Raw genomic sequence first — 17,954 nt, 5'->3', positions numbered from 1 at the left:
CTTGAGGTATTCCTTTGAACGTTTCGAGACGATCCAGCGCCCACACGGCGCGGCCGTCCGGAGCCTTACTGGTAGTCGATCTCCCCGTCACCCTCGCCGATCCACGCTCCCCGGTCGGGGTTCCGGGATTCGAGCGGGTCGATCCCCTTGTACCAGGGGACGTTCTTCAACTGTTCCTTGTTGTAGACGAAGTCGTCCTTGGTGTCGGCCGTGAACTCGAAGTTCTGCGTGAGCAGGATGGCGTCCGTCGGACACACCTCCTCACAGAGCCGGCAGTAGATACACTGGCCGATGTGGAGGTTGTACTGTTCGCCGTTGCGCTGGTCGTCCTGCACGATCTGGATCGTGTCGTTCGGACAGACGTTCTCGCATTGCCGACACCAGATACACCGCTCCTGGCTGAACTTGTGGACGCCGCGGAACCGCGGGCTCACCTCCGGCGCCACGTCGGGATACTCGACGGTGAACGTCTCGCCGTCCAGCGCGTGTTTCATCGTCGTCGCCATGCCTTTGAGGATTCCAATCATTACGCGATCACTCCCACGAGGATTGCCGTGAGCACGAGGTTGGCGAAGGAGAGCACGAGCATCCCCTTCCAGCCAATCTCGATCAACTGGTCGATTCGCACGCGTGGGACCGCCGAACGGGCCCACTGCGTGAACAGGAAGAACGCCCACATCTTGATGACCATCCAGACGAACCCGGGCAGGACCGGGCCTGCCGGGCCGCCGAGGAACAGGACGGCGATCAGCGCGCCGCCGAGGAAGATGTGGATGAACTCCCCGAGGTAGAACAACACGAAGTAGACGCTAGAGTACTCGGTCTGGTACCCGGCGACGATCTCGGTCGGCGCCTCCGGGATGTCGAAGGGATTCCGGCCGATCTCGGCGAGGTTCGCCACCACGAACAGCACGAACGCGAAGGGGTTGACGAACGCGTACCAGCCCGGAATCGCGACGCCGGCGATAGTCACGAGCGTCTCCGTCTGGGCCGCGACGATCTCGCTGGTCTGGAAGGTGCCGGCGAAGATGATGACCGACGCCGCCGTGACGACCAGCGGGATCTCGTAGGCGAGGTTCTGGGCGATAGAGCGCAGGGCACCCAGCAGCGAGTACTTGTTGTTGGAGGCGTAGCCGGCCATGACGAGGCCGAGCGACGCGATGGACGCCGCGGCGAACGCGAAGACGATCCCGGTCTCGGGGTCGGCCAACTGCAGGCCGCTCCCCAGCGGGATCACCGCGAAGCCGAGCAGCGCCGAGAACGGCAGGATGATCGGTGCGAGGTCCCAGGCCGGGCGGTCGACGCCGTCCGGCACGATCAGCTCCTTCGAGAGCAGGCGCACCGCGTCGGCGACGATGATCAGCAGGCCGAAGGGGCCGATCCGGTTGACCGCGATCCGGTCGGTGAAGGCGGCCGTGATCTTCCGCTTGGCCCACGGGCCGGCCAGCGCCGTCATGCCGAGCATGATGTTGGCGATGAGGAAGGCGCCGAGCAGTCCGCCGACCACGTCGCCGAGCGTCCCCGAGAGGCCGAGCGCACCCGATATCGTCTCGGGGAGCGTCGTCACCGGTCCGCCGGCCGACGCGTTGGCCGTCGCGTTCGCGGTCCCGGTCGGGGTGGTCGTCCCCGACTGGAGGAGCAACCCGTCCATCAGCGATCCACCTCGCCGAGCACGATGTCGAGGCTACCGAGCGACGCGATCAGGTCGGGGATGTACTCGCCGTTCGACATCTCCGGGAGCGTCTGGAGGTTCGAGAAGCAGGGGCTCCGAATCTTGAACCGGGCCGGCTTCTCGGTGCCGTCCGCGCGGACGTAGATGCCGAGTTCGCCTTTCGCACCCTCGACGGCGCGGTAGATTTCGGCGTCGTCGTCCGGGCGGATGGTCCGCGGAACGTTCGACTGGATCGTTCGGTCGTCCTCGGGCCAGTCCTCGAGCAGGTCGACGCACTGTTCGATGATCTTCGCGGACTCCTCGACCTCGCGGAGTCGGACGAGGAGGCGGCTGTAGTTGTCACAGCCGTCCTCGACGGCGACGTCCCAGTCGAGTTCGTCGTAGTAGCCGTACGGGTCGTCGCGGCGCAGATCGTAGTCGACGCCCGACCCCCGGGCAACCGGCCCCGTGGCCCCGTAGCTCTTGGCGACCTCCGGGGGCAGGACGCCCGTGTCGACGGTACGGACCTGCAGGATCTCGTTGGCCGAGATCATGTCGTGGTACTCCTCGAGGGCCTCCGGCAGGTCGTCGAGGAAGTCCCGGATCATCTCGAAGAAGTCCTCGCGGGGTTCGGGCAGGTCCCAGACGACCCCGCCGAGCCGGAAGTAGTTGAACATGAGCCGCTGGCCCGTCAGCTCTTCGAGGATGTTCTGGACCTTCTCGCGGTCCCGGACGGCGTACATGAAGATGGCGGTGAAGTCGCCGTAGACGTCGAGCGCGAAGGTACCGACCGCGAGCATGTGCGCCGCGATCCGGCAGAGTTCGGCGCCCATCGTCCGGATGACTTGCGCGTACTCGGGCACTTCGATGTCCGCGAGGTCCTCCGCGACGCGGGCGTAGGCCCACTCGTTGAGCAGCCCCGCCGAGATGTAGTCCCACCGGTCGGGGTAGGGCATGATCTGGTAGCGGTAGGTGCCCTGCTGACAGATCTGCTCCTCACACCGGTGGAGATAGCCGATGTCGGACTCCACGTCGACCACCTGTTCGCCGTCGAGGACGGTCTTGAGGTGGAGGACGCCGTGGGTCGCCGGGTGGTGGGGACCGATGTTGAGGAACATCGTGTCGCCCTCGCCCTCGTGGTCCTCCTGGAGCGGGTTGGCGTGCTCCCGCAGGGGGACGACCTGGGGCCGATCCTGGTCGTAGTCCCGGGAGAGCGGGTGGCCCTGCCACGTCTCGGGCAGGAGGATGCGACGGAGGTCCGGATGGTCGTCGTACTCGATGCCGACCAGGTCGTAGGCCTCGCGTTCGTGCCAGTCGGCGGTGCGGTAGACGGGTTCCGCCGACTCGCTCACTGGGTCGTCGGTCGGCGTCGGGACGACGACGCTCACCTCGTCGGTGGGGTCGTCGTACTTCTTGAGGTGGTAGATGGACTCGTAGCGGTCCTCGTACTCCTGTGCGGTGACACAGGAGAGGTGATCGAACCCGGCCTCGTCGCGCAGTCGGAAGAGAGTGTCCTGCACCTCGTCCGGTCGGACCACGAAGCCCGGCGCGTTGAGGTGGTCGTCCCGGTCGAGGACCAGATCGCCGAGCAGGTCCTCGATCTCCTCGGCCGTCGTCACGGCCGTTTCGACCGTGTCCGGGGTGGATTCTTCCAGGCTCATGGCGAGTCAGCCCAGTTGTACCGCATGACGAGGTCGTCCTCGTCGATTTCCTTGGCGAGTTTGTCGACCACTTCGTCCTGGTCGAGGTCGCCGAACTGTTCGAGTTCGTACGGCTTGACCGTGACCGGCGAACTCTCCCCGTTCGCGATCCGCTCCTGCAGTTTGGCGACGCCGTAGATCAGCGCCTCCGGTCGGGGCGGACAGCCGGGGACGTGGATGTCGACCGGAATGACTTCCTCGGCGCCTTTGACGACGTTGTACCCCTCCTGGAACGGGCCGCCGGAGATGGTACACGACCCCATGCCGACGACGAACTTGGGTTCGGGCATCTGGTCGTAGACGCGCTTCATCCGCGGGGCGAACTTCGAGACGATGGTCCCCGGGACGATGATCACGTCGGCCTGTCGCGGCGACGCACGCGGGACGCCGGCCCCGAAGCGATCGAGGTCGTGTTTGACCGCGTAGGTGTGCATCATCTCGATGCTACAGCAGGCGATGCCGAACTGTAGCATGAACATGGAGGAGCCCCGGACCCACTCCATGAACCGATCGAACTTCGTGAGGATGAACGGCGAGGAGCCGAACGCCTCCCGGAGTTTCGAGTTGAATCGGTTGTCGGTTCCCGACGCCCCGATGCGGGCGTCGCGGGTGTCGCTCCCTACCTGGCTCGTGTCGGTGACGAATCGTTCTTGTTCGCTACTCATGATTGACGCTCCGTTTTCGCACGGTTCGCGCGCGGACTCTTGACCCACTCGACCGCACCGTTGCGCCAGGCCCAGACGAGCCCGACGACGAGGATGCCGATGAACACCAGCATGGGTGCGAGGATCTGGCCGAGCGTCGCGCCCTGCTCCAGCGCGGAGCGATAGATCATCGTCCACGGGAAGATCAGGACGGTTTCGACGTCGAAGACGACGAACAACAGCGCGACCATGTAGTACTGGATGTTGAACTGGACGTGTGCCGTCCCCGTCGGCACCTCGCCGCTCTCGTAGATGACGGTCTTTCCCTGTTCGGACACGCTCGGCCGCAGGAGCGCCGACACGACCATCATCCCGATGGGTATGCCGACGCCGACGAGACCGAGCGCACCGATTGCTATCCACTGATTCATACCTTGATTCCTGTCATCTCGGGAGTTAGGAGTGCTCCCCCATAAGCGTTGATTTACGCTTTTCGGTGCCTGCAGCCGGTTTGGTGGCCGAATACGGGCGTTTCACGCCCTGTCGCGCCGGCCACGTCGGACTACTCGTGGCGACGCCGGAACCCGTCGATCCCCAGATCGTGGAGGTCCCGCGAGACGTCGGCCACGCCGGATCGCAGGTCGTCGTGTTCGACTTCGAGTCGCTCGACCAGTTCCGCGTGTTCGCGCGCCAGGATCTGGACCGCCGACAGCGCCGCGTTGTAGGACTTGCCGGCGTCGACGGCGACGATGGGCGCGCCCGTCGGCATCCCGATCACCGAGTCCACCGACTTCTCCTGGACCGGCACGCCGATCACCGGCAGGGGATACGCGATGGAGGCGGTCATGTTCGGCAGGTCCGCGGACTTCCCGCCCGCGCCCGCGACTATCACGTCGAGGCCGCGGTCGGCGGCCGTCTCGCCGTAGGCGTACATCAGATCCGGCGTGCGGTGTGCGGAGACGACGTAGCTCTCGAAGGTGAATCGGGCCTCGGGCGGGTCGTCGTAGTCGGTCTGTTCCGCGAACCCGAGTTCGCGGAGGGCGTCGTAGGCGCCCGCCATGGTGTCGAGATCCGAGTCCGACCCCATGACGATCCCGACCTCGGGGGTCGCCGCGGGTGGTCGGTCGTCGTCCGCCTGTGCGTGCAGGTCGTCGATGATGTCGTCGATTCCGGTCATCGGAAGGAGAGGTCGTCGCGCAGTTCGCGTGCCGATGCGAGCAGGTCGCCGAGGGCCGCGTCGCCGTCCTCGTCGGTGACGGTCACGTGACCCATCTTCCGGAGCGGACGCACCTGTTCCTTGCCGTACCAGTGCAGGTGGGCCGCCTCGCTTTCGAGGACAGCCTCGACGCCGTCGAGTTCGGCCACCCGCTCCGCGTCGACGGTGCCAAGGACGTTCGCGCTCACCGTCGGGGCCCGCTGCCGGGTCGACCCCAGCGGCCACCCGAGCACCGCACGGGCGTGCTGTTCGAACTGCGAGGCGACCGCGCCCTCGATGCTCCAGTGCCCCGAGTTGTGCGGCCGGGGCGCGATCTCGTTTACCAGGATCTCCCCGTCCGTCTCGAACAGTTCGATCCCGAAGACGCCGCGGCCGTCGAGGGCGTCCAGCACGTCGCGGGCGACGGCCTGGGCTCGCTCCGCGACCGCGTCTCTCGTGCGCGCGGGAACGACCGTCTCGCGCAGGATCTCCGTCTCGTGGACGTTCTCGCCGACCGGGAACGTCCGCACCTCGCCGTCGCCCTGGACGCCGATCACGGAGAGTTCGCGCTCGAAGTCGACGAGCGTCTCGGCGAGCGCGTCTGGCTCGTCGCTCGCCCCCACCTCGCGGATCGCGGCCTCGGCCTCGTCGACGGAGCGAACCGGCAGGTTGCCGCGGCCGTCGTAGCCGCCGTGGCGGGCCTTCAGCATCACGCCGCCGAACTCCTCGACGGCCGCCTCCAAGTCGGCCACGGAGTCGACACGACGGTAGGCGGGAACGGGGATGCCCGCCCCGCTCAGCATCTCCTTTTCGGCGAACTTGTCCTGGATGGTCCGGAGGGTCTCGGGCGTCGGGTGGACCGACACGCCGGCCTCGGCGCTCGCGGTCGCGAGGTGGTCCGGATCGGCGAGTTCGATCTCGTAAGTCAACGCGTCCGTGCGCTCGGCCAGCCGACCGATCGCCTCGGGGTCGTCGAAGTCGCCGACGATCTGGTCGCGCGCGACGGGCGCGGCCGGGCAGTCCGGCGTCGGATCGAGGACGATCGTCTCGACGCCGAGCGGCGCGGCCGCCTCGGCGAGCATGCGGCCCAACTGGCCGCCGCCGACGACGCCCAGCGTCGGGCCGGGAACGGTTATCGACATGGCTAGCCGTGGTTCCGAGCCGCGCTTAAACGTTGTCACACGGACTGCAGGTCCGTTCGCGCGCCGAGCGTGGGGCACCCGTCGGTCGTGGCCGAAACACCGCGTCACTCACTTCGTTCCTGCCACGAGCTTCAGCCAGTCCTTTCAGTCGTGCCTGAAGCACCGCTTTCCGGTGAACGCCATCGCCATGTCGTGTTCGTCGGCGGCTGCGACGACGTCGTCGTCGTTGACGGACCCGCCGGGCTGGATGACGGCCTCGACTCCCGCTTCGGCGGCCTCCTCGATGCCGTCGGGGAACGGGAAGAAGGCATCGGAGGCCATCACCGCGCCCGCAGCGTCCTTCCCCTCGGCGTGTTCGTCGGCCTTCATCGCCGCCAGCCGCACGGCGTCGACCCGGCTGACCTGCCCCATGCCGATGCCCACCGTCTCGGTTCCCGCGGCGAAGAGAATCGCGTTCGACTTGACGTGTTTGAGGGTCCGCCACGCGAAGAGCATGGTCTCGATTTCGTCGTCCGTCGGGTCGCGCTCGGTGACCACCTCCAGGTCCGCGCGGGTCGGTGCCCAGTCGTCGCGCTCCTGGACCAGACGCCCGCCGGTCAGGGGCTTCTCCGACAGCGTGGTCGTCCGGTCACCGAGCGATCCGACGTCGAGCACCCGGAGGTCCTCCTTCTCGCTCAGGACGTCGAGGGCGCCGTCGGTGTAGCCGGGCGCGACGACGACTTCCTTGAACGACTCGACGATGGCGTCGGCGGTGGCGGCGTCACAGGGGCGGTTGAGAGCGACGATGCCGCCGAAGGCGCTCATGGCGTCGGTCGCGAGGGCGTCCTCGTAGGCCGTCGCGAGCGAGTCGGCGGTCGCACACCCCGCCGGGTTGGTGTGTTTGATGACCGCGGCCGCGGGCTCGTCGAACTCCCGGATCAGATCGAGGGCGGCGTCGGCGTCGTTGTAGTTGTTGTACGACAGCGCCTTGGCGCCCTCGTTCAACTGCGCGGCGTGGACGACGCTCGCCTCGTCGCTCGCGACGTCGGCGTAGAGGGCGGCGTCCTGATGAGGGTTCTCGCCGTAGCGCAACGTCCGTCGCCGGTCGTCGGAAACGACACGGCGGGCCGGGAACTGCCCCGCCTCGTCCCCCTCGACGGTGACGCCGTCGTCGTCGACGGTGATACGGTCCTCGGCGAACCACTCGACTGCGCGGGGATAGGCCTTGAACTCCGCCTCGTGGAGGACCCGCCGTTTCAGCGTCTCGGCGTCGTCGCCCTCGTGGACCGGCACTGCCTCCTGAGTGACGATGGGGCCGGCGTCGAGCTCCTCGGTGGCGACGTGGACGGTACAGCCGGTCGTGCGGACCCCCGCCGCGAGCGCCTGTTCGTGGGCGTCCTCGCCGCGGAAGGCGGGGAGGAGCGACGGGTGCACGTTGAGCGTCGTCGGCAGGTCGTCGAGCAGGTCCGCCGAGAGGACGCGCATGTAGCCGTCCATGCAGACCAGGTCGACCTCGTAGTCGTCGAGACGGGCGCGGAGCCGCGACTCGTGGTCCGCCCGCGACTCGTCGTCGCCGCGTTCGACCACCTCGGTCGGAATCCCCCGGTCGGCGGCCGAGGACAGGACCGGTGCCGACCCGTCGTCCGTACAGACGACCGCCAACTCGGCGCCGCCCGGGGACAGATCCGCGATGTGCATCAGGTTGCGTCCGCGATTACCCGCGAGACCCGCGATTCGGAGCATAGTCGAGGGAGGCCCGCGCGTGGGAAAAACAGTTGCGACTCCTCGGGCGGGGGACCGGTACGCTTTTGCGTCGCCCACGGACAGTCCCGAGCATGACCGATCTGCCACGGAGCGACCCGCTCGCGGCCGTCTCGCCGCTCGACGGGCGCTACGCGGGGTACACCGAACCCCTCGTCCCGTACGCGAGCGAGTCAGCGCTCATGCGGGCACGAGTGCGCGTGGAAGTCGAATACCTGCTCGCGCTCGCCGACCTCGACGCGACGCCGCTGACCGTCGACGACCGGGCGGCCCTCCGGGACTGTTACGAGTCGTTCGACGCCGCGGACGCGCGGCTGATCAAGCGCCTGGAGACCGAAGGCGCCGAGGGCTACGCCGCGACCAATCACGACGTCAAGGCCGTGGAGTACTTCCTCCGGACCCGCACCGACGAGTCGCTCCACCCCTGGATCCACTTCGGCCTGACCAGCGAGGACGTGAACAACCTCGCACACCGTCTGTTGGTGAAACCGGCCATCGAGTCCGTCCTCCTCACGGCCCTGTCGGACGTGCGCGAGGAGTTGACGGCGATGGCTCGGGAGTACGCCGAGACGCCGATGCTCGCCCGGACCCACGGCCAGCCTGCGACGCCGACCACCTTCGGCAAGGAGATGGCGGTGTACGCCGCCCGCCTCGGCCGGGCGATGGGACGGGTACGGGGGGCCGCCGCCGACCTCTCGGGCAAGCTCGCCGGTGCCTCGGGCGCCTACGCCGCCCACGTCGCCGCCTATCCGGACGTGGACTGGCGGGCGTTCGCCCGGGAGTTCGTCACGGACCTCGGCCTGGAGCATACGCCCCTGGCGACGCAGGTCAACCCCTGTGACGACCTCGCGGCGCTGTTCGACGCCCTCCGCGGCGTCAACAACGTCCTCCTCGACCTGGATCGGGACGCCTGGCTCTACGTCTCCGACCGCTACCTCGGGCAGGAGGCCGTCGCGGGCGAGACGGGGTCGTCGACGATGCCCCACAAGGTGAACCCGATCGACTTCGAGAACAGCGAGGGCAACCTCTCGAAGGCCAACGCGGACCTGACCTTCCTCGCGGACTACGTCACCACTTCCCGCCTCCAGCGGGACCTCTCGGACTCGACGGTCAAGCGCAACGTGGGTGCGGCGCTCGCTCACTGTCTCATCGGGTATCGCAAGACCGAAACCGGTCTCCGGAAAGTCGTCCCGAACGAGCGGGTGATGGCGGAGGAACTGGAGGCGACTCCCGAAATCATCGGCGAGGCGGTCCAGACGATCCTCCGTCGCGAGGGCGACACCGAGGCCTACGAGCGGGTGAAGGAACTCACGCGGGGCGAGCGGGTGACGCTCGCGGACTTCCGGGCGCTGTTCGACGACTTGGACGTCGACGAGTCGGTGCGCGAGGAACTCCGGGCGCTGACACCGGCTGGCTACACGGGGCTGGGGGCGACGCTCGCCGAGGAGTAGCGGGCATGCGGGCCACCCGAGACGTGTGCGTCCAGTCGGGTGTCCCGGGGGTTTCGAACGGTGCGACCGGCGTCAGGCCTGCTTGCGCAACCCCTTTTACCCGCGGCACCGTACGTAACGATATGACGTTCCAACCCGGGAGCGACCTCGACTCCGAGGACGTACAGTCGCGTGTCGACACGGTCATCGAGGAGAACGACGTGGTGCTGTTCATGAAGGGCAACCGGCTGATGCCACAGTGTGGCTACTCCAAGCGGGCGCTCGAACTGATCGACCAGTACGTCGACGACTTCGAGACGGTGGACGTGTTGCCCGCGCTCCCGGAGTTCCGCGAGGCCCTCGAATCCCACAGCGGGTGGGAAACGACGCCACAGACCTTCGTCGAGGGGGAGTTCGTCGGCGGGAGCGACGTGCTCGCGGAACTCGACGAGCGGGGCGAACTCGAGGCGACCCTCGCCGGCGAGTGACGGGGCGTCGTGTCCGCCGCGCAACGGGAACAGCAGGTCATATAAGCACACGGGCCCTACGTCCCCGTAGACGGGCGTAGTGGCGCTACCCTCGCCGAGAACAAACTATGTCAGGCCGCGTATATCGACTCCATTCGACGCTCGAACTGCCACTCGAAGACGTACAGGACTACTTCGAGGGGGATCCGGAACTACCCCCCGAAATCGAGGACGTAACGCTCACTCGACGAAACAACACGCTCATCCTGAAGGCCGTCGCCGAGGACGAGAACCTGAGTAAGTACACGCCGACCGCCCAGCTCAAAGCCAGCGTCACCGAGACGCGGGTCTACGAGGAGGAACCGCCGCGTGCGGGCGGCCCGTGGCAGGAAGAGGAGGAGGAGATCCCTTCGGAACTCGTCGAGTTCGCCTGCTTCAAGGGTGACCGCGAGACGGTGCTCCAGAACACCGCGCTCCAGTACCCCATGTTCCTCGTGTTGCGGGACATCGCCCGCATGTCCGAGAAGGGGACGCTGACGGCTATCGTCGAGGAGGAGGACGAACTCAAGGCGACACGCATCGTGGAGGGCGAGAAGCGTCCCGCCTCGGTCGAAGTCGTCGAGAACCCCAGCCAGTCCCAGGCCGAGAAAAACGGCGTCAACTGGCGCGACAACGAGTTCATCTCGGAGTGATCGGCGGGCCGCTCCCGCCGCATCGCGGCGATTCTCCCCCACAGGAGCGCGCGACCTGTCGACGACGGTGACGGTCGCTCCCGGAACCGCCAGCTTTTATTCTCGACGTTCGATACGGTCGGCATGGACCAGTTGCGGCAGTCGCTTCTCGACGCGCCGATCATCGAAAAAGGGGACTACGAGTATTTCGTCCACCCCGTCAGCGATGGCGTTCCGATGCTCCGCCCCGAACTCCTGCGCGAAATCGTCATCAAGATCATCCGGAAGGCCGACCTGGAGGACATCGACAAGATCGTCACCCCGGCGGCGATGGGCATCCACATCTCGACCGCCGTCTCGCTGATGACCGACATCCCGCTGGTCGTGATCCGGAAACGGCAGTACGGCCTCGACGGCGAGGTGTCGCTGTCGGCCCAGACCGGCTACTCGGAGAGCGAGATGTACATCAACGACGTGGAGGCGGGCGACCGGGTCCTCGTCCTCGACGACGTGCTCTCGACGGGCGGGACGATGAAGGCGATCCTCGACGCCCTCGAACACATCGGCGCCGAGGTGATCGACGTCGTCGCGGTGATCAAGAAGGCCGGGCCGAACGATCTGGACGACGCGGGCTACAGCGTCAAGACGCTGATCAACGTCACCGTCGAGGACGGCGAGGTCGTCATCGTCGACGCCCACGGCGACGGGTAACCGGCGGCGTCGTGCGATTCTCTCCCGACCGATGGGTATTAGTGCGCACCGCCGTTTCCAACAGGTATGCCGTCTGGTAACGACCGCCGAGGAACTTCGGATACGGCGGAGCGTCGGGGCCGTCGGGGACGCCGCGACGTGTTGAAACTGCTCGGGGCGGCGGGCGCCGTCGGGCTCGCTGGTTGTTCGGGGAACGGCGATGGCGACGACGGGACGACCACGGGGAGCGCCTCGCGAAGCGTCGGCGGGACCTACGTCTCCGCGTCGAGCGTCGACGCGCAGTCGCTCAACTGGCTGACCATCGCCGACGCCACCTCCGGCTCGTTCGTCACCGCCACGCTCGATGGTATTTGGGCGATCAAACCGAACCGGGAGATCTTCCCCCTCTGGGGCGATTACTCCACCGACGACGGGCGGGTCTACGAGATCGAGCTCCGCGACAACCTGGAGTGGGGGGCGGGCTACGGGCAGATGACCGCCGACGACTGGGTCTACATGATCGAGAACGTCTTCCAGGCCCGACCCAACTGGAGCGGGTATCCCAACGCCAACGACTGGTTCCGGACGAACCCCGAGTCGGGGGAGCGAGAGCCCATCCCCGTCGAGCAGACGGGCGAACGCACCTTCGAGATCCGGCTGTTCGAGGTCGACCCCTCACTGCCGTTCAAACCGATCCTGTGGCGCCAGCAGTGCATTCCCCGGGGTATCCTCGAGAAGTACGTCGAGGATCGGGACGCCGAAGGGCTCCAGCAGGACGAGGAACTCAACACGCTCGCGTACACCGGCAACCTCGGTCCCTACACGTACGACTCCTGGGAACGGTCCGCACGGTACACCGTCACCCGCAACGAGGACTACTACCTCCGGGAGGCCGAGGACGTCCCGGACCGGTTCGCGGAGGCGCCGTACTTCGACCAGCAGACGACTCGGGTCATCAGCGAGGAGAGCACGCGTCTCGGCGCGCTGGAGTCCGGAGAGGTCGATTCGTCGGGCATCCCGCCCGATAAGGCCAACCGTTTCGAGAACCTGCCGAACGTCGACGTCAACGTCACGTCCCAGCCGTTCCTCCGCATGATCGTCTACAACATGCGAGCCAACGGGTGGGAGCCGTTCCGCTCGAAGGCGGTCCGGCGGGCGCTCGGCTTCGCCGTGAACAAGGAGAGCGTCGTCCAGAACGTCCTCCGGGGGTACGCGGACGTGGCCCAGACGATGCAGCCGAAGTGGTCGGAGTGGTACGACGACAGTCGGGTCGAGGAGTTCGGCGTCGGCGACCGATACGGGCCGGAGGCGACGCGCACCCGGCTCGAATCGGCGCTTTCGGACACCGAATACGCCTACGACGGCGAGCGCCTCGTCGACGGCGACGGCGAACAGGTCACCCTCTCCATCTACTACGACTCCGGCCAGCCGACGGAGGGGACCATCGCGGAGTTCGTCGCCCAGGAGTTCGGGGAGAACGCCGGTATCGACGTCCAACCCGAGGCCGTCTCGTCGTCGACGTTCCAGAGCAACTACGTCCAGACGTCCGCCCCCGAGGGGACCGACCCCGAGTGGACCGCGGGCGTGTTCAACGGCGGCCCCCGCGACGTGGCCACCAGCGCCGAGCCGTGGGATATGTCCATCAACCTCCAGTTCAACACGTACCCCTTCACGCCGGCCTCCAGCAAGGGCTTCTTCGAGCCGCGGGGCGGCATCAACTACTACGGCTACTACCCGGAGGAGGACATCTCGGCGCTGTACGAGGAGGCGTCGGCGACGACGGACGAGGAGCGACGCCGCGAACTCTTCGGCGAGGCGTTCGGCCTCATCAGCGAGGAACAGCCCTTCGGCTTCCTCGCCATGCCGTCCAGCGTGACCGGCTACGCCGAGGACGTCAGGGGGTACGGGGAGGAGTTCAACACCGGCTGGGACTCCCAGACGTGGTACTTCGCGTGATCGGGGGGCGACCGAACCGGTGAGCATGCGCTGGTACGTGGTCCGGCGGGTGTTGTGGGCGGTCGTCGCGACCTATCTCATCCTCTCGATCACGTGGGGGTTGCTCGCCATCACGCCGAACCCGGCGGCCGAGCAGATGCAGTTCCAGGCCGCCGCCAGCGGCGGCTCCGCGGAGGCGGCCGAGGAGGCTTTCGAGGCCCGGCGCGGCCTGGATCGATCCCCGTGGGTCCGGTACCGGGAGTATATGATCAACATGGTGACGCTCAACTGGGGGTGGTCGGAGAGTCGCTCGCAACCGGTCACGGACGCCATCGTCGCGGCCCTGCCGTACACGGCCATCTACTCGGTGCCGACGACGATCCTCTCGATCCTGTTGGGGCTCTCGATCGGCCTCTACTCGGCGACCAACCAGTACACGAAAACCGACTACGCCGCCACCTTCTTCGCCTTCTTCGGCTACGCCATCCCCAACTTCTGGTTCGGCATCATCCTCCTGTTGATCTTCGGGGTGCAACTCGGCTGGTTCCCGGTCGTGTTCGACTCCGACATCCCCTTTTTCAGCCTCGGGATGGTCCGCCAACTCGTCCTCCCGGTCGTCGTCCTGGTGACGGGGACCATCGCGGGCGTGATGCGCTACTCCCGGGCAGAGGCGCTGGAGTACGTCGAAGCGGAGTTCGTCAAGACGGCCAAATCGAAGGGCGCGGACGGCTACCGCATCCTCACCCGTCACATCCTGCGGCCGGCGGCGGTGCCGCTGATGACCATCCTCGTCGGCGACATCCTCGGCATCTTCCTCGCGGCCTCCTATCTCGTCGAGGTGGTCTTCGGCATCCCCGGACTGGGCCAACTGTCGTACAACGCGATCATCGCACAGGACACGTCGCTGGTGCTCGGGACGACGCTCATCTTCACGTTCGTCTCGGTCGTCGGCAACCTCGTCCAGGACGTGGCCTACACCGTGTTGGACCCGCGGATCGATTACGGTGATCGCTGATGGCAGGGGAGCCCGACACCTTCGAATCGGTCGACTGGGAGGAGACGGGGAGCCGGCTCTCCACCCTCTCGCGGCGGGATCGGTGGGCGCTCGCGACCGTCATCGGGCTGATCTGTGCTTTCGTCTACGACTACGCGATCCTGCCACCGGACCGCGCCACGATCACCGTCCCGGTGGAGTGGAACGTCACGCAACTCGACTGGCTGTTCGTGTCGACGCTGCTTGCGCTCCTGCTCTACGTCGTCGTCCCGCTCTACGACAACCGCCGGCTGACCGCCTACTACTGGCGGGAGTTCCGCAAGAACCGCATGGCCATCGCGAGCCTCGTCTATCTGGTCGTCGTCTTCCTGATCGGCGTGATCGGGCCGCTCTTCCTGGAGAAGCCGGTACTGGCGGTCGAGCAGGCCTACCAGCCGCCGGTCTTCACGAGCGTCGACGCCGCGGTGCCGGTCGACTGCGTCGGGCCCGTCGTCGAGGGGCGTTGCCGGGGGACGATGGCTCACCCGCTCGGCACGACCGGCGACGGCAAGGACATCCTCGTGCTCGTCGTCTACGGGATGCAGGTCAGCATGAAGGTCGGGCTGATCTCCACGCTCCTGGTGGTGACCATCGGGACGACCGTCGGCACCGTCGCGGCCTACGGGGGCGGGCTGGTCGACGAACTGCTGATGCGCTACGTCGACGTGCAACTCGTCTTCCCCGCCTTCTTCCTCTATCTCCTGCTCACCTACCTCTTCGGCGGAAGCCTGTTCATGTTCATCGTCATCTTCGGGCTGACGGGCTGGGGATCCATCGCGCGGCTGGTCCGTTCCGAGGCCCTCCAGCGGGCCGAGGAGGAGTACATCACGGCCGCCCGGAGCGCCGGCGCGGGAACGCTCTATGTCATCCGGCACCACCTCGTCCCCAACGTCTCGAACAGCGTCATCACCGCGGCGACGCTGCTGATCCCCGGGTTCATCCTCTTCGAGGCGTCGCTCTCCTTCCTCTCGCTGGGCGACCCCACCGTCCCCTCGTGGGGCCAGGTGATCGCCACCGGGCGGGGCGACCTCTCCTCTGCTTGGTGGGTGTCGACGTTCCCCGGGGTGTTCCTCTTTACCACCATCCTCGCGTTCAACTTCATGGGCGACGCGCTGCGCGACGCGCTCGACCCGCGACAGGAGACATAGATGACCGGCGAACCACTGCTCTCGATCCGCGATCTGCGCACCGTCTTCCACACCGACGACGGCCTCGTCCGCGCCGTCGACGGCGTGAGCTTCGACGTCGGGCGCGGCGAGACCGTCTGCATCGTCGGCGAGTCGGGGAGCGGGAAGACGGTCACCGGCGAGTCGATCACGCGCCTGCTCCGGACGCCGCCCGGCGAGATCGCGGGCGGCGAGATCGTCTTCGACGGCCGGGACCTCACGACCCTCGACGACGAGACGCTCCGTTCGCTCCGCGGCGACCGCATCGCCCACGTGTTCCAGAACCCGCAGGGCGCGCTCAACCCGGTCTACACGGTGGGCTGGCAGATCGTCGAAGCGATCCAGCTTCACGAGGACGTCACGCGGGAGGCCGCCCGCGAGCGGGCGGTTGACCTCCTGGATCGGGTCGGCATCCCCGAGGCGACCCGACGGTTCGAGGACTACCCCCACGAGTTCTCCGGCGGCATGAAACAGCGGGTCGCCATCGCGATGGCGCTGGCGACGAACCCCGACCTGCTGATCGCCGACGAGCCGACGACCGCCCTCGACGTGACGATCCAGAACCAGATCCTCTCCCTGCTCGACGACCTGCAGACGGAGTTCGACATGAGCGTCCTGCTGATCACCCACGACCTCGGCGTCGTGGCCGAGGTGGCCGACCGCGTGGTCGTCATGTACGCCGGCAAGGTGATGGAACGCGGCGGCGTCTTCGACGTGTTCGAGCGACCCTCGCATCCCTACACCCGCGCGCTCCTCGACTGCCTGCCGGGGCGTGGCGACGGCGCCGCCTCGATCGGTGGCCGCCTCCCGTCGCCGATCGACCCGCCCGCGGGGTGTCGGTTCCACCCGCGATGCGAGTACGCCGTCGACGCCTGCCGGGAGGGTGAACAGCCCCCCGACTGCGCGGTCGACGGCGACGACGACCACGTCGTCTCGTGTGTCCACTACGAACCCGGCGGCGACCCGTCGGTGGTTCGGGATCGGGGGTCTCCCGCGTCCGGGGACGACGAACCCGCGGACGCCGACGGCCCCGGTCCGGGCGCGGTCGGCACCCCGCCGACCGACCGGACGATCCACGCCGAGCCCTTCGGGGAGGAGCGCGACGACACCGATACCAGCGCCGACGGGGAGGACGACCGATGACCCGCCCGCTGCTCGACGTCGAGGGGTTGACCAAACATTACCCCATCACGGAGGGCGTGCTCCGGAACGAGGTCGGGCGGGTCCGCGCCGTCGACGGCGTGAGCTTCACCGTCGACCGCGGCGAGACGCTGGGACTGGTCGGCGAGTCCGGCTGTGGGAAGTCGACGGCGGCGACGGCGGCGCTCCGACTGGAGGAGCCGACGGACGGCCACGTCGTCTTCGACGGCGAGGACGTGACCGCGTTCGACGACGCGGCGCTCAAGCGGTTCCGGCGCCGCGCCCAGATGGTGTTTCAGGACCCGACGTCGAGTTTCGACCCGCGGATGAGCATCGGGGAGTCGGTGGCCGAACCCCTCCGGGTCCACGGGATGCGCGACCGGGAGCGGCGCCGGCGGATCGTCGCCGACCTGCTCGAACGCGTCGGGCTCGACGCCGCCGACATGGACCGCTACCCCCACGAGTTCTCGGGCGGGCAGAAACAGCGGATCGGCCTGGCGCGGGCCTTGGTCATCAACCCCGACCTGATCGTCGCCGACGAACCCGTGAGCGCGCTCGACGTGAGCGTGCAGGCGGACATCCTCGACCTGATCGAGGAGTTACAGGCGGCCTTCGGCCTCGCCATCCTCGTCATCAGCCACGACATGGGCGTCGTCCGCGAGGTGTGCGACCGCGTGGCCGTGATGTATCTCGGCGAAATCGTCGAGACGGCGCCGACCGAGGCGCTGTTCGAGGACCCCCAACATCCCTACACCCGGGCGCTGCTGGCGTCGACGCCGGTCGCCGACCCGCGGCAACGAGACCGGGGGACGGGCCTCAGCGGCGACGTGCCGAGCCCCTCGGATCCGCCGCCGGGGTGTCGGTTCCACACCCGCTGTCCCGAGGTCATCCCCGACGAGGCGTACGACCTCACCGACGCTGCCTGGCGGGCGGTGCTGAACCTCCGGCTCCGCGCCGAGTCGGCGGCCATCGACGTCGAGGCGGTCCGGAGGTACGCCGCCGCGGACGACGACCCCGCGAGGGCCGACCCGGCGGCGGTCCGGGCCGCGGTCCGCGAGGAGTTCGACGTCCCCGCGGAACTGTCCGATCCGGACGCCGAGGCGGCCGTGTCGGAAGCGCTCGACCGGATCGTCGACGGCGACGTCGGGACGGCCGCCGACCGACTTGCCGAGGCCTTCCCGACGGTCTGTCGCCGGGAACGGCCCGAACTCGTGCCGACCGACACGGACCTGGCGGCGGCGGAGTGGCAGGCGATCAAGGAGTTCCGGGTGTGGGTGGCGACGCTCGTCGACGAGCCGGCCGAGGCGGTGACCGAGCGGGTGCGCGAGCGGTGTGGCGAGGGGGCCGACC

Annotated in this window: 16 protein-coding genes and 1 pseudogene; 9 read left to right on the top strand and 8 right to left on the bottom strand. The window is 67.7% G+C overall.

The window, feature by feature from the left end:
* Positions 1-65 precede the first annotated feature (65 nt).
* The 8 genes from EI982_RS04450 to purH all read right to left on the bottom strand — a co-directional run bounded on the left by EI982_RS04450 (position 66) and on the right by purH (position 8,054).
* Complete coding sequence (locus EI982_RS04450) at positions 66-527, bottom strand: NuoI/complex I 23 kDa subunit family protein (RefSeq protein ID WP_157688335.1); 462 nt, start codon at positions 525-527, stop codon at positions 66-68.
* Positions 527-1,651: a complex I subunit 1/NuoH family protein gene (locus EI982_RS04445; RefSeq protein ID WP_157688334.1), complete on the bottom strand. Its 1,125-nt coding sequence runs from the start codon at positions 1,649-1,651 to the stop codon at positions 527-529. Before EI982_RS04445 ends, EI982_RS04450 begins: the two co-directional genes overlap by 1 nt.
* A complete protein-coding gene (locus tag EI982_RS04440) occupies positions 1,651-3,312 on the bottom strand; it encodes an NADH-quinone oxidoreductase subunit D (protein WP_157688333.1) in 1,662 nt (553 codons plus the stop codon). The genes EI982_RS04445 and EI982_RS04440 overlap by 1 nt, the downstream gene beginning before the upstream one ends.
* Entirely contained in the window at positions 3,309-4,016 is a 708-nt protein-coding gene (locus EI982_RS04435; RefSeq protein WP_157688332.1) for an NADH-quinone oxidoreductase subunit B, read from the bottom strand. The genes EI982_RS04440 and EI982_RS04435 overlap by 4 nt, the downstream gene beginning before the upstream one ends.
* On the bottom strand, positions 4,013-4,426 hold the full coding sequence (locus tag EI982_RS04430) for an NADH-quinone oxidoreductase subunit A (protein ID WP_157688331.1): 414 nt from the start codon (positions 4,424-4,426) through the stop codon (positions 4,013-4,015). The genes EI982_RS04435 and EI982_RS04430 overlap by 4 nt, the downstream gene beginning before the upstream one ends.
* Positions 4,427-4,557: 131 nt before the next feature.
* A complete protein-coding gene (gene purE / locus EI982_RS04425; protein ID WP_157688330.1) occupies positions 4,558-5,172 on the bottom strand; it encodes a 5-(carboxyamino)imidazole ribonucleotide mutase in 615 nt (204 codons plus the stop codon).
* Positions 5,169-6,332, bottom strand: a complete 1,164-nt coding sequence (locus EI982_RS04420) for a 5-(carboxyamino)imidazole ribonucleotide synthase (protein ID WP_157688329.1) — start codon at positions 6,330-6,332, stop codon at positions 5,169-5,171. Before EI982_RS04420 ends, purE begins: the two co-directional genes overlap by 4 nt.
* A 144-nt stretch (positions 6,333-6,476) precedes the next feature.
* Positions 6,477-8,054 carry a bifunctional phosphoribosylaminoimidazolecarboxamide formyltransferase/IMP cyclohydrolase gene (purH, locus tag EI982_RS04415; protein ID WP_157688328.1) on the bottom strand — a complete coding sequence of 526 codons (1,578 nt, stop codon included), beginning with the start codon at positions 8,052-8,054 and terminating at the stop codon, positions 6,477-6,479.
* Positions 8,055-8,146: 92 nt separating this feature from the next.
* Here purH and purB point away from each other — a divergent pair, with 92 nt between their 5' ends.
* The 9 genes and pseudogenes from purB to EI982_RS04370 all read left to right on the top strand — a co-directional run.
* Positions 8,147-9,523 carry an adenylosuccinate lyase gene (gene purB / locus EI982_RS04410; protein ID WP_157688327.1) on the top strand — a complete coding sequence of 459 codons (1,377 nt, stop codon included), beginning with the start codon at positions 8,147-8,149 and terminating at the stop codon, positions 9,521-9,523.
* 122 nt (positions 9,524-9,645) lie between these two features.
* On the top strand, positions 9,646-9,990 hold the full coding sequence (locus tag EI982_RS04405) for a glutaredoxin family protein (RefSeq protein WP_157688326.1): 345 nt from the start codon (positions 9,646-9,648) through the stop codon (positions 9,988-9,990).
* 107 nt (positions 9,991-10,097) lie between these two features.
* Complete coding sequence (locus tag EI982_RS04400; RefSeq protein ID WP_157688325.1) at positions 10,098-10,661, top strand: DUF7110 family protein; 564 nt, start codon at positions 10,098-10,100, stop codon at positions 10,659-10,661.
* Between the two features lie 123 nt (positions 10,662-10,784).
* Positions 10,785-11,351, top strand: a complete 567-nt coding sequence (gene hpt / locus EI982_RS04395) for a hypoxanthine/guanine phosphoribosyltransferase (RefSeq protein WP_157688324.1) — start codon at positions 10,785-10,787, stop codon at positions 11,349-11,351.
* Between the two features lie 66 nt (positions 11,352-11,417).
* Complete coding sequence (locus EI982_RS04390; protein WP_157688323.1) at positions 11,418-13,286, top strand: ABC transporter substrate-binding protein; 1,869 nt, start codon at positions 11,418-11,420, stop codon at positions 13,284-13,286.
* Positions 13,287-13,311: 25 nt separating this feature from the next.
* On the top strand, positions 13,312-14,280 hold the full coding sequence (locus EI982_RS04385; RefSeq protein WP_157688322.1) for an ABC transporter permease: 969 nt from the start codon (positions 13,312-13,314) through the stop codon (positions 14,278-14,280).
* Entirely contained in the window at positions 14,280-15,446 is a 1,167-nt protein-coding gene (locus tag EI982_RS04380) for an ABC transporter permease (RefSeq protein ID WP_157688321.1), read from the top strand. The genes EI982_RS04385 and EI982_RS04380 overlap by 1 nt, the downstream gene beginning before the upstream one ends.
* Positions 15,447-16,607: an ABC transporter ATP-binding protein gene (locus EI982_RS04375; protein WP_157688320.1), complete on the top strand. Its 1,161-nt coding sequence runs from the start codon at positions 15,447-15,449 to the stop codon at positions 16,605-16,607.
* Positions 16,604-17,845 (top strand): annotated as a pseudogene (locus EI982_RS04370) (ABC transporter ATP-binding protein); the annotation flags it as partial. The gene EI982_RS04375 and the pseudogene EI982_RS04370, both read left to right, overlap by 4 nt.
* Positions 17,846-17,954 lie beyond the last annotated feature (109 nt).

This window comes from Haloplanus salinarum (genome assembly GCF_009762275.1).
Lineage (GTDB): Archaea > Halobacteriota > Halobacteria > Halobacteriales > Haloferacaceae > Haloplanus > Haloplanus salinarum.
Note: the sequence above shows the minus strand (reverse complement) of the source record. Positions and strands in the feature narration are given on the sequence as shown.

Coding starts and splice junctions, on each gene's coding strand:
- EI982_RS04435 (WP_157688332.1), bottom strand. CDS start 4,016: ATGAGTAGCGAACAAGAACGATTCGTCACCGACACGAGCCAGGTAGGG.
- EI982_RS04420 (WP_157688329.1), bottom strand. CDS start 6,332: ATGTCGATAACCGTTCCCGGCCCGACGCTGGGCGTCGTCGGCGGCGGC.
- purH (WP_157688328.1), bottom strand. CDS start 8,054: ATGCTCCGAATCGCGGGTCTCGCGGGTAATCGCGGACGCAACCTGATG.
- EI982_RS04450 (WP_157688335.1), bottom strand. CDS start 527: ATGATTGGAATCCTCAAAGGCATGGCGACGACGATGAAACACGCGCTG.
- EI982_RS04440 (WP_157688333.1), bottom strand. CDS start 3,312: ATGAGCCTGGAAGAATCCACCCCGGACACGGTCGAAACGGCCGTGACG.
- purE (WP_157688330.1), bottom strand. CDS start 5,172: ATGACCGGAATCGACGACATCATCGACGACCTGCACGCACAGGCGGAC.
- EI982_RS04375 (WP_157688320.1), top strand. CDS start 15,447: ATGACCGGCGAACCACTGCTCTCGATCCGCGATCTGCGCACCGTCTTC.
- EI982_RS04390 (WP_157688323.1), top strand. CDS start 11,418: ATGCCGTCTGGTAACGACCGCCGAGGAACTTCGGATACGGCGGAGCGT.
- hpt (WP_157688324.1), top strand. CDS start 10,785: ATGGACCAGTTGCGGCAGTCGCTTCTCGACGCGCCGATCATCGAAAAA.
- EI982_RS04380 (WP_157688321.1), top strand. CDS start 14,280: ATGGCAGGGGAGCCCGACACCTTCGAATCGGTCGACTGGGAGGAGACG.
- EI982_RS04445 (WP_157688334.1), bottom strand. CDS start 1,651: ATGGACGGGTTGCTCCTCCAGTCGGGGACGACCACCCCGACCGGGACC.
- EI982_RS04400 (WP_157688325.1), top strand. CDS start 10,098: ATGTCAGGCCGCGTATATCGACTCCATTCGACGCTCGAACTGCCACTC.
- EI982_RS04385 (WP_157688322.1), top strand. CDS start 13,312: ATGCGCTGGTACGTGGTCCGGCGGGTGTTGTGGGCGGTCGTCGCGACC.
- EI982_RS04430 (WP_157688331.1), bottom strand. CDS start 4,426: ATGAATCAGTGGATAGCAATCGGTGCGCTCGGTCTCGTCGGCGTCGGC.
- purB (WP_157688327.1), top strand. CDS start 8,147: ATGACCGATCTGCCACGGAGCGACCCGCTCGCGGCCGTCTCGCCGCTC.
- EI982_RS04405 (WP_157688326.1), top strand. CDS start 9,646: ATGACGTTCCAACCCGGGAGCGACCTCGACTCCGAGGACGTACAGTCG.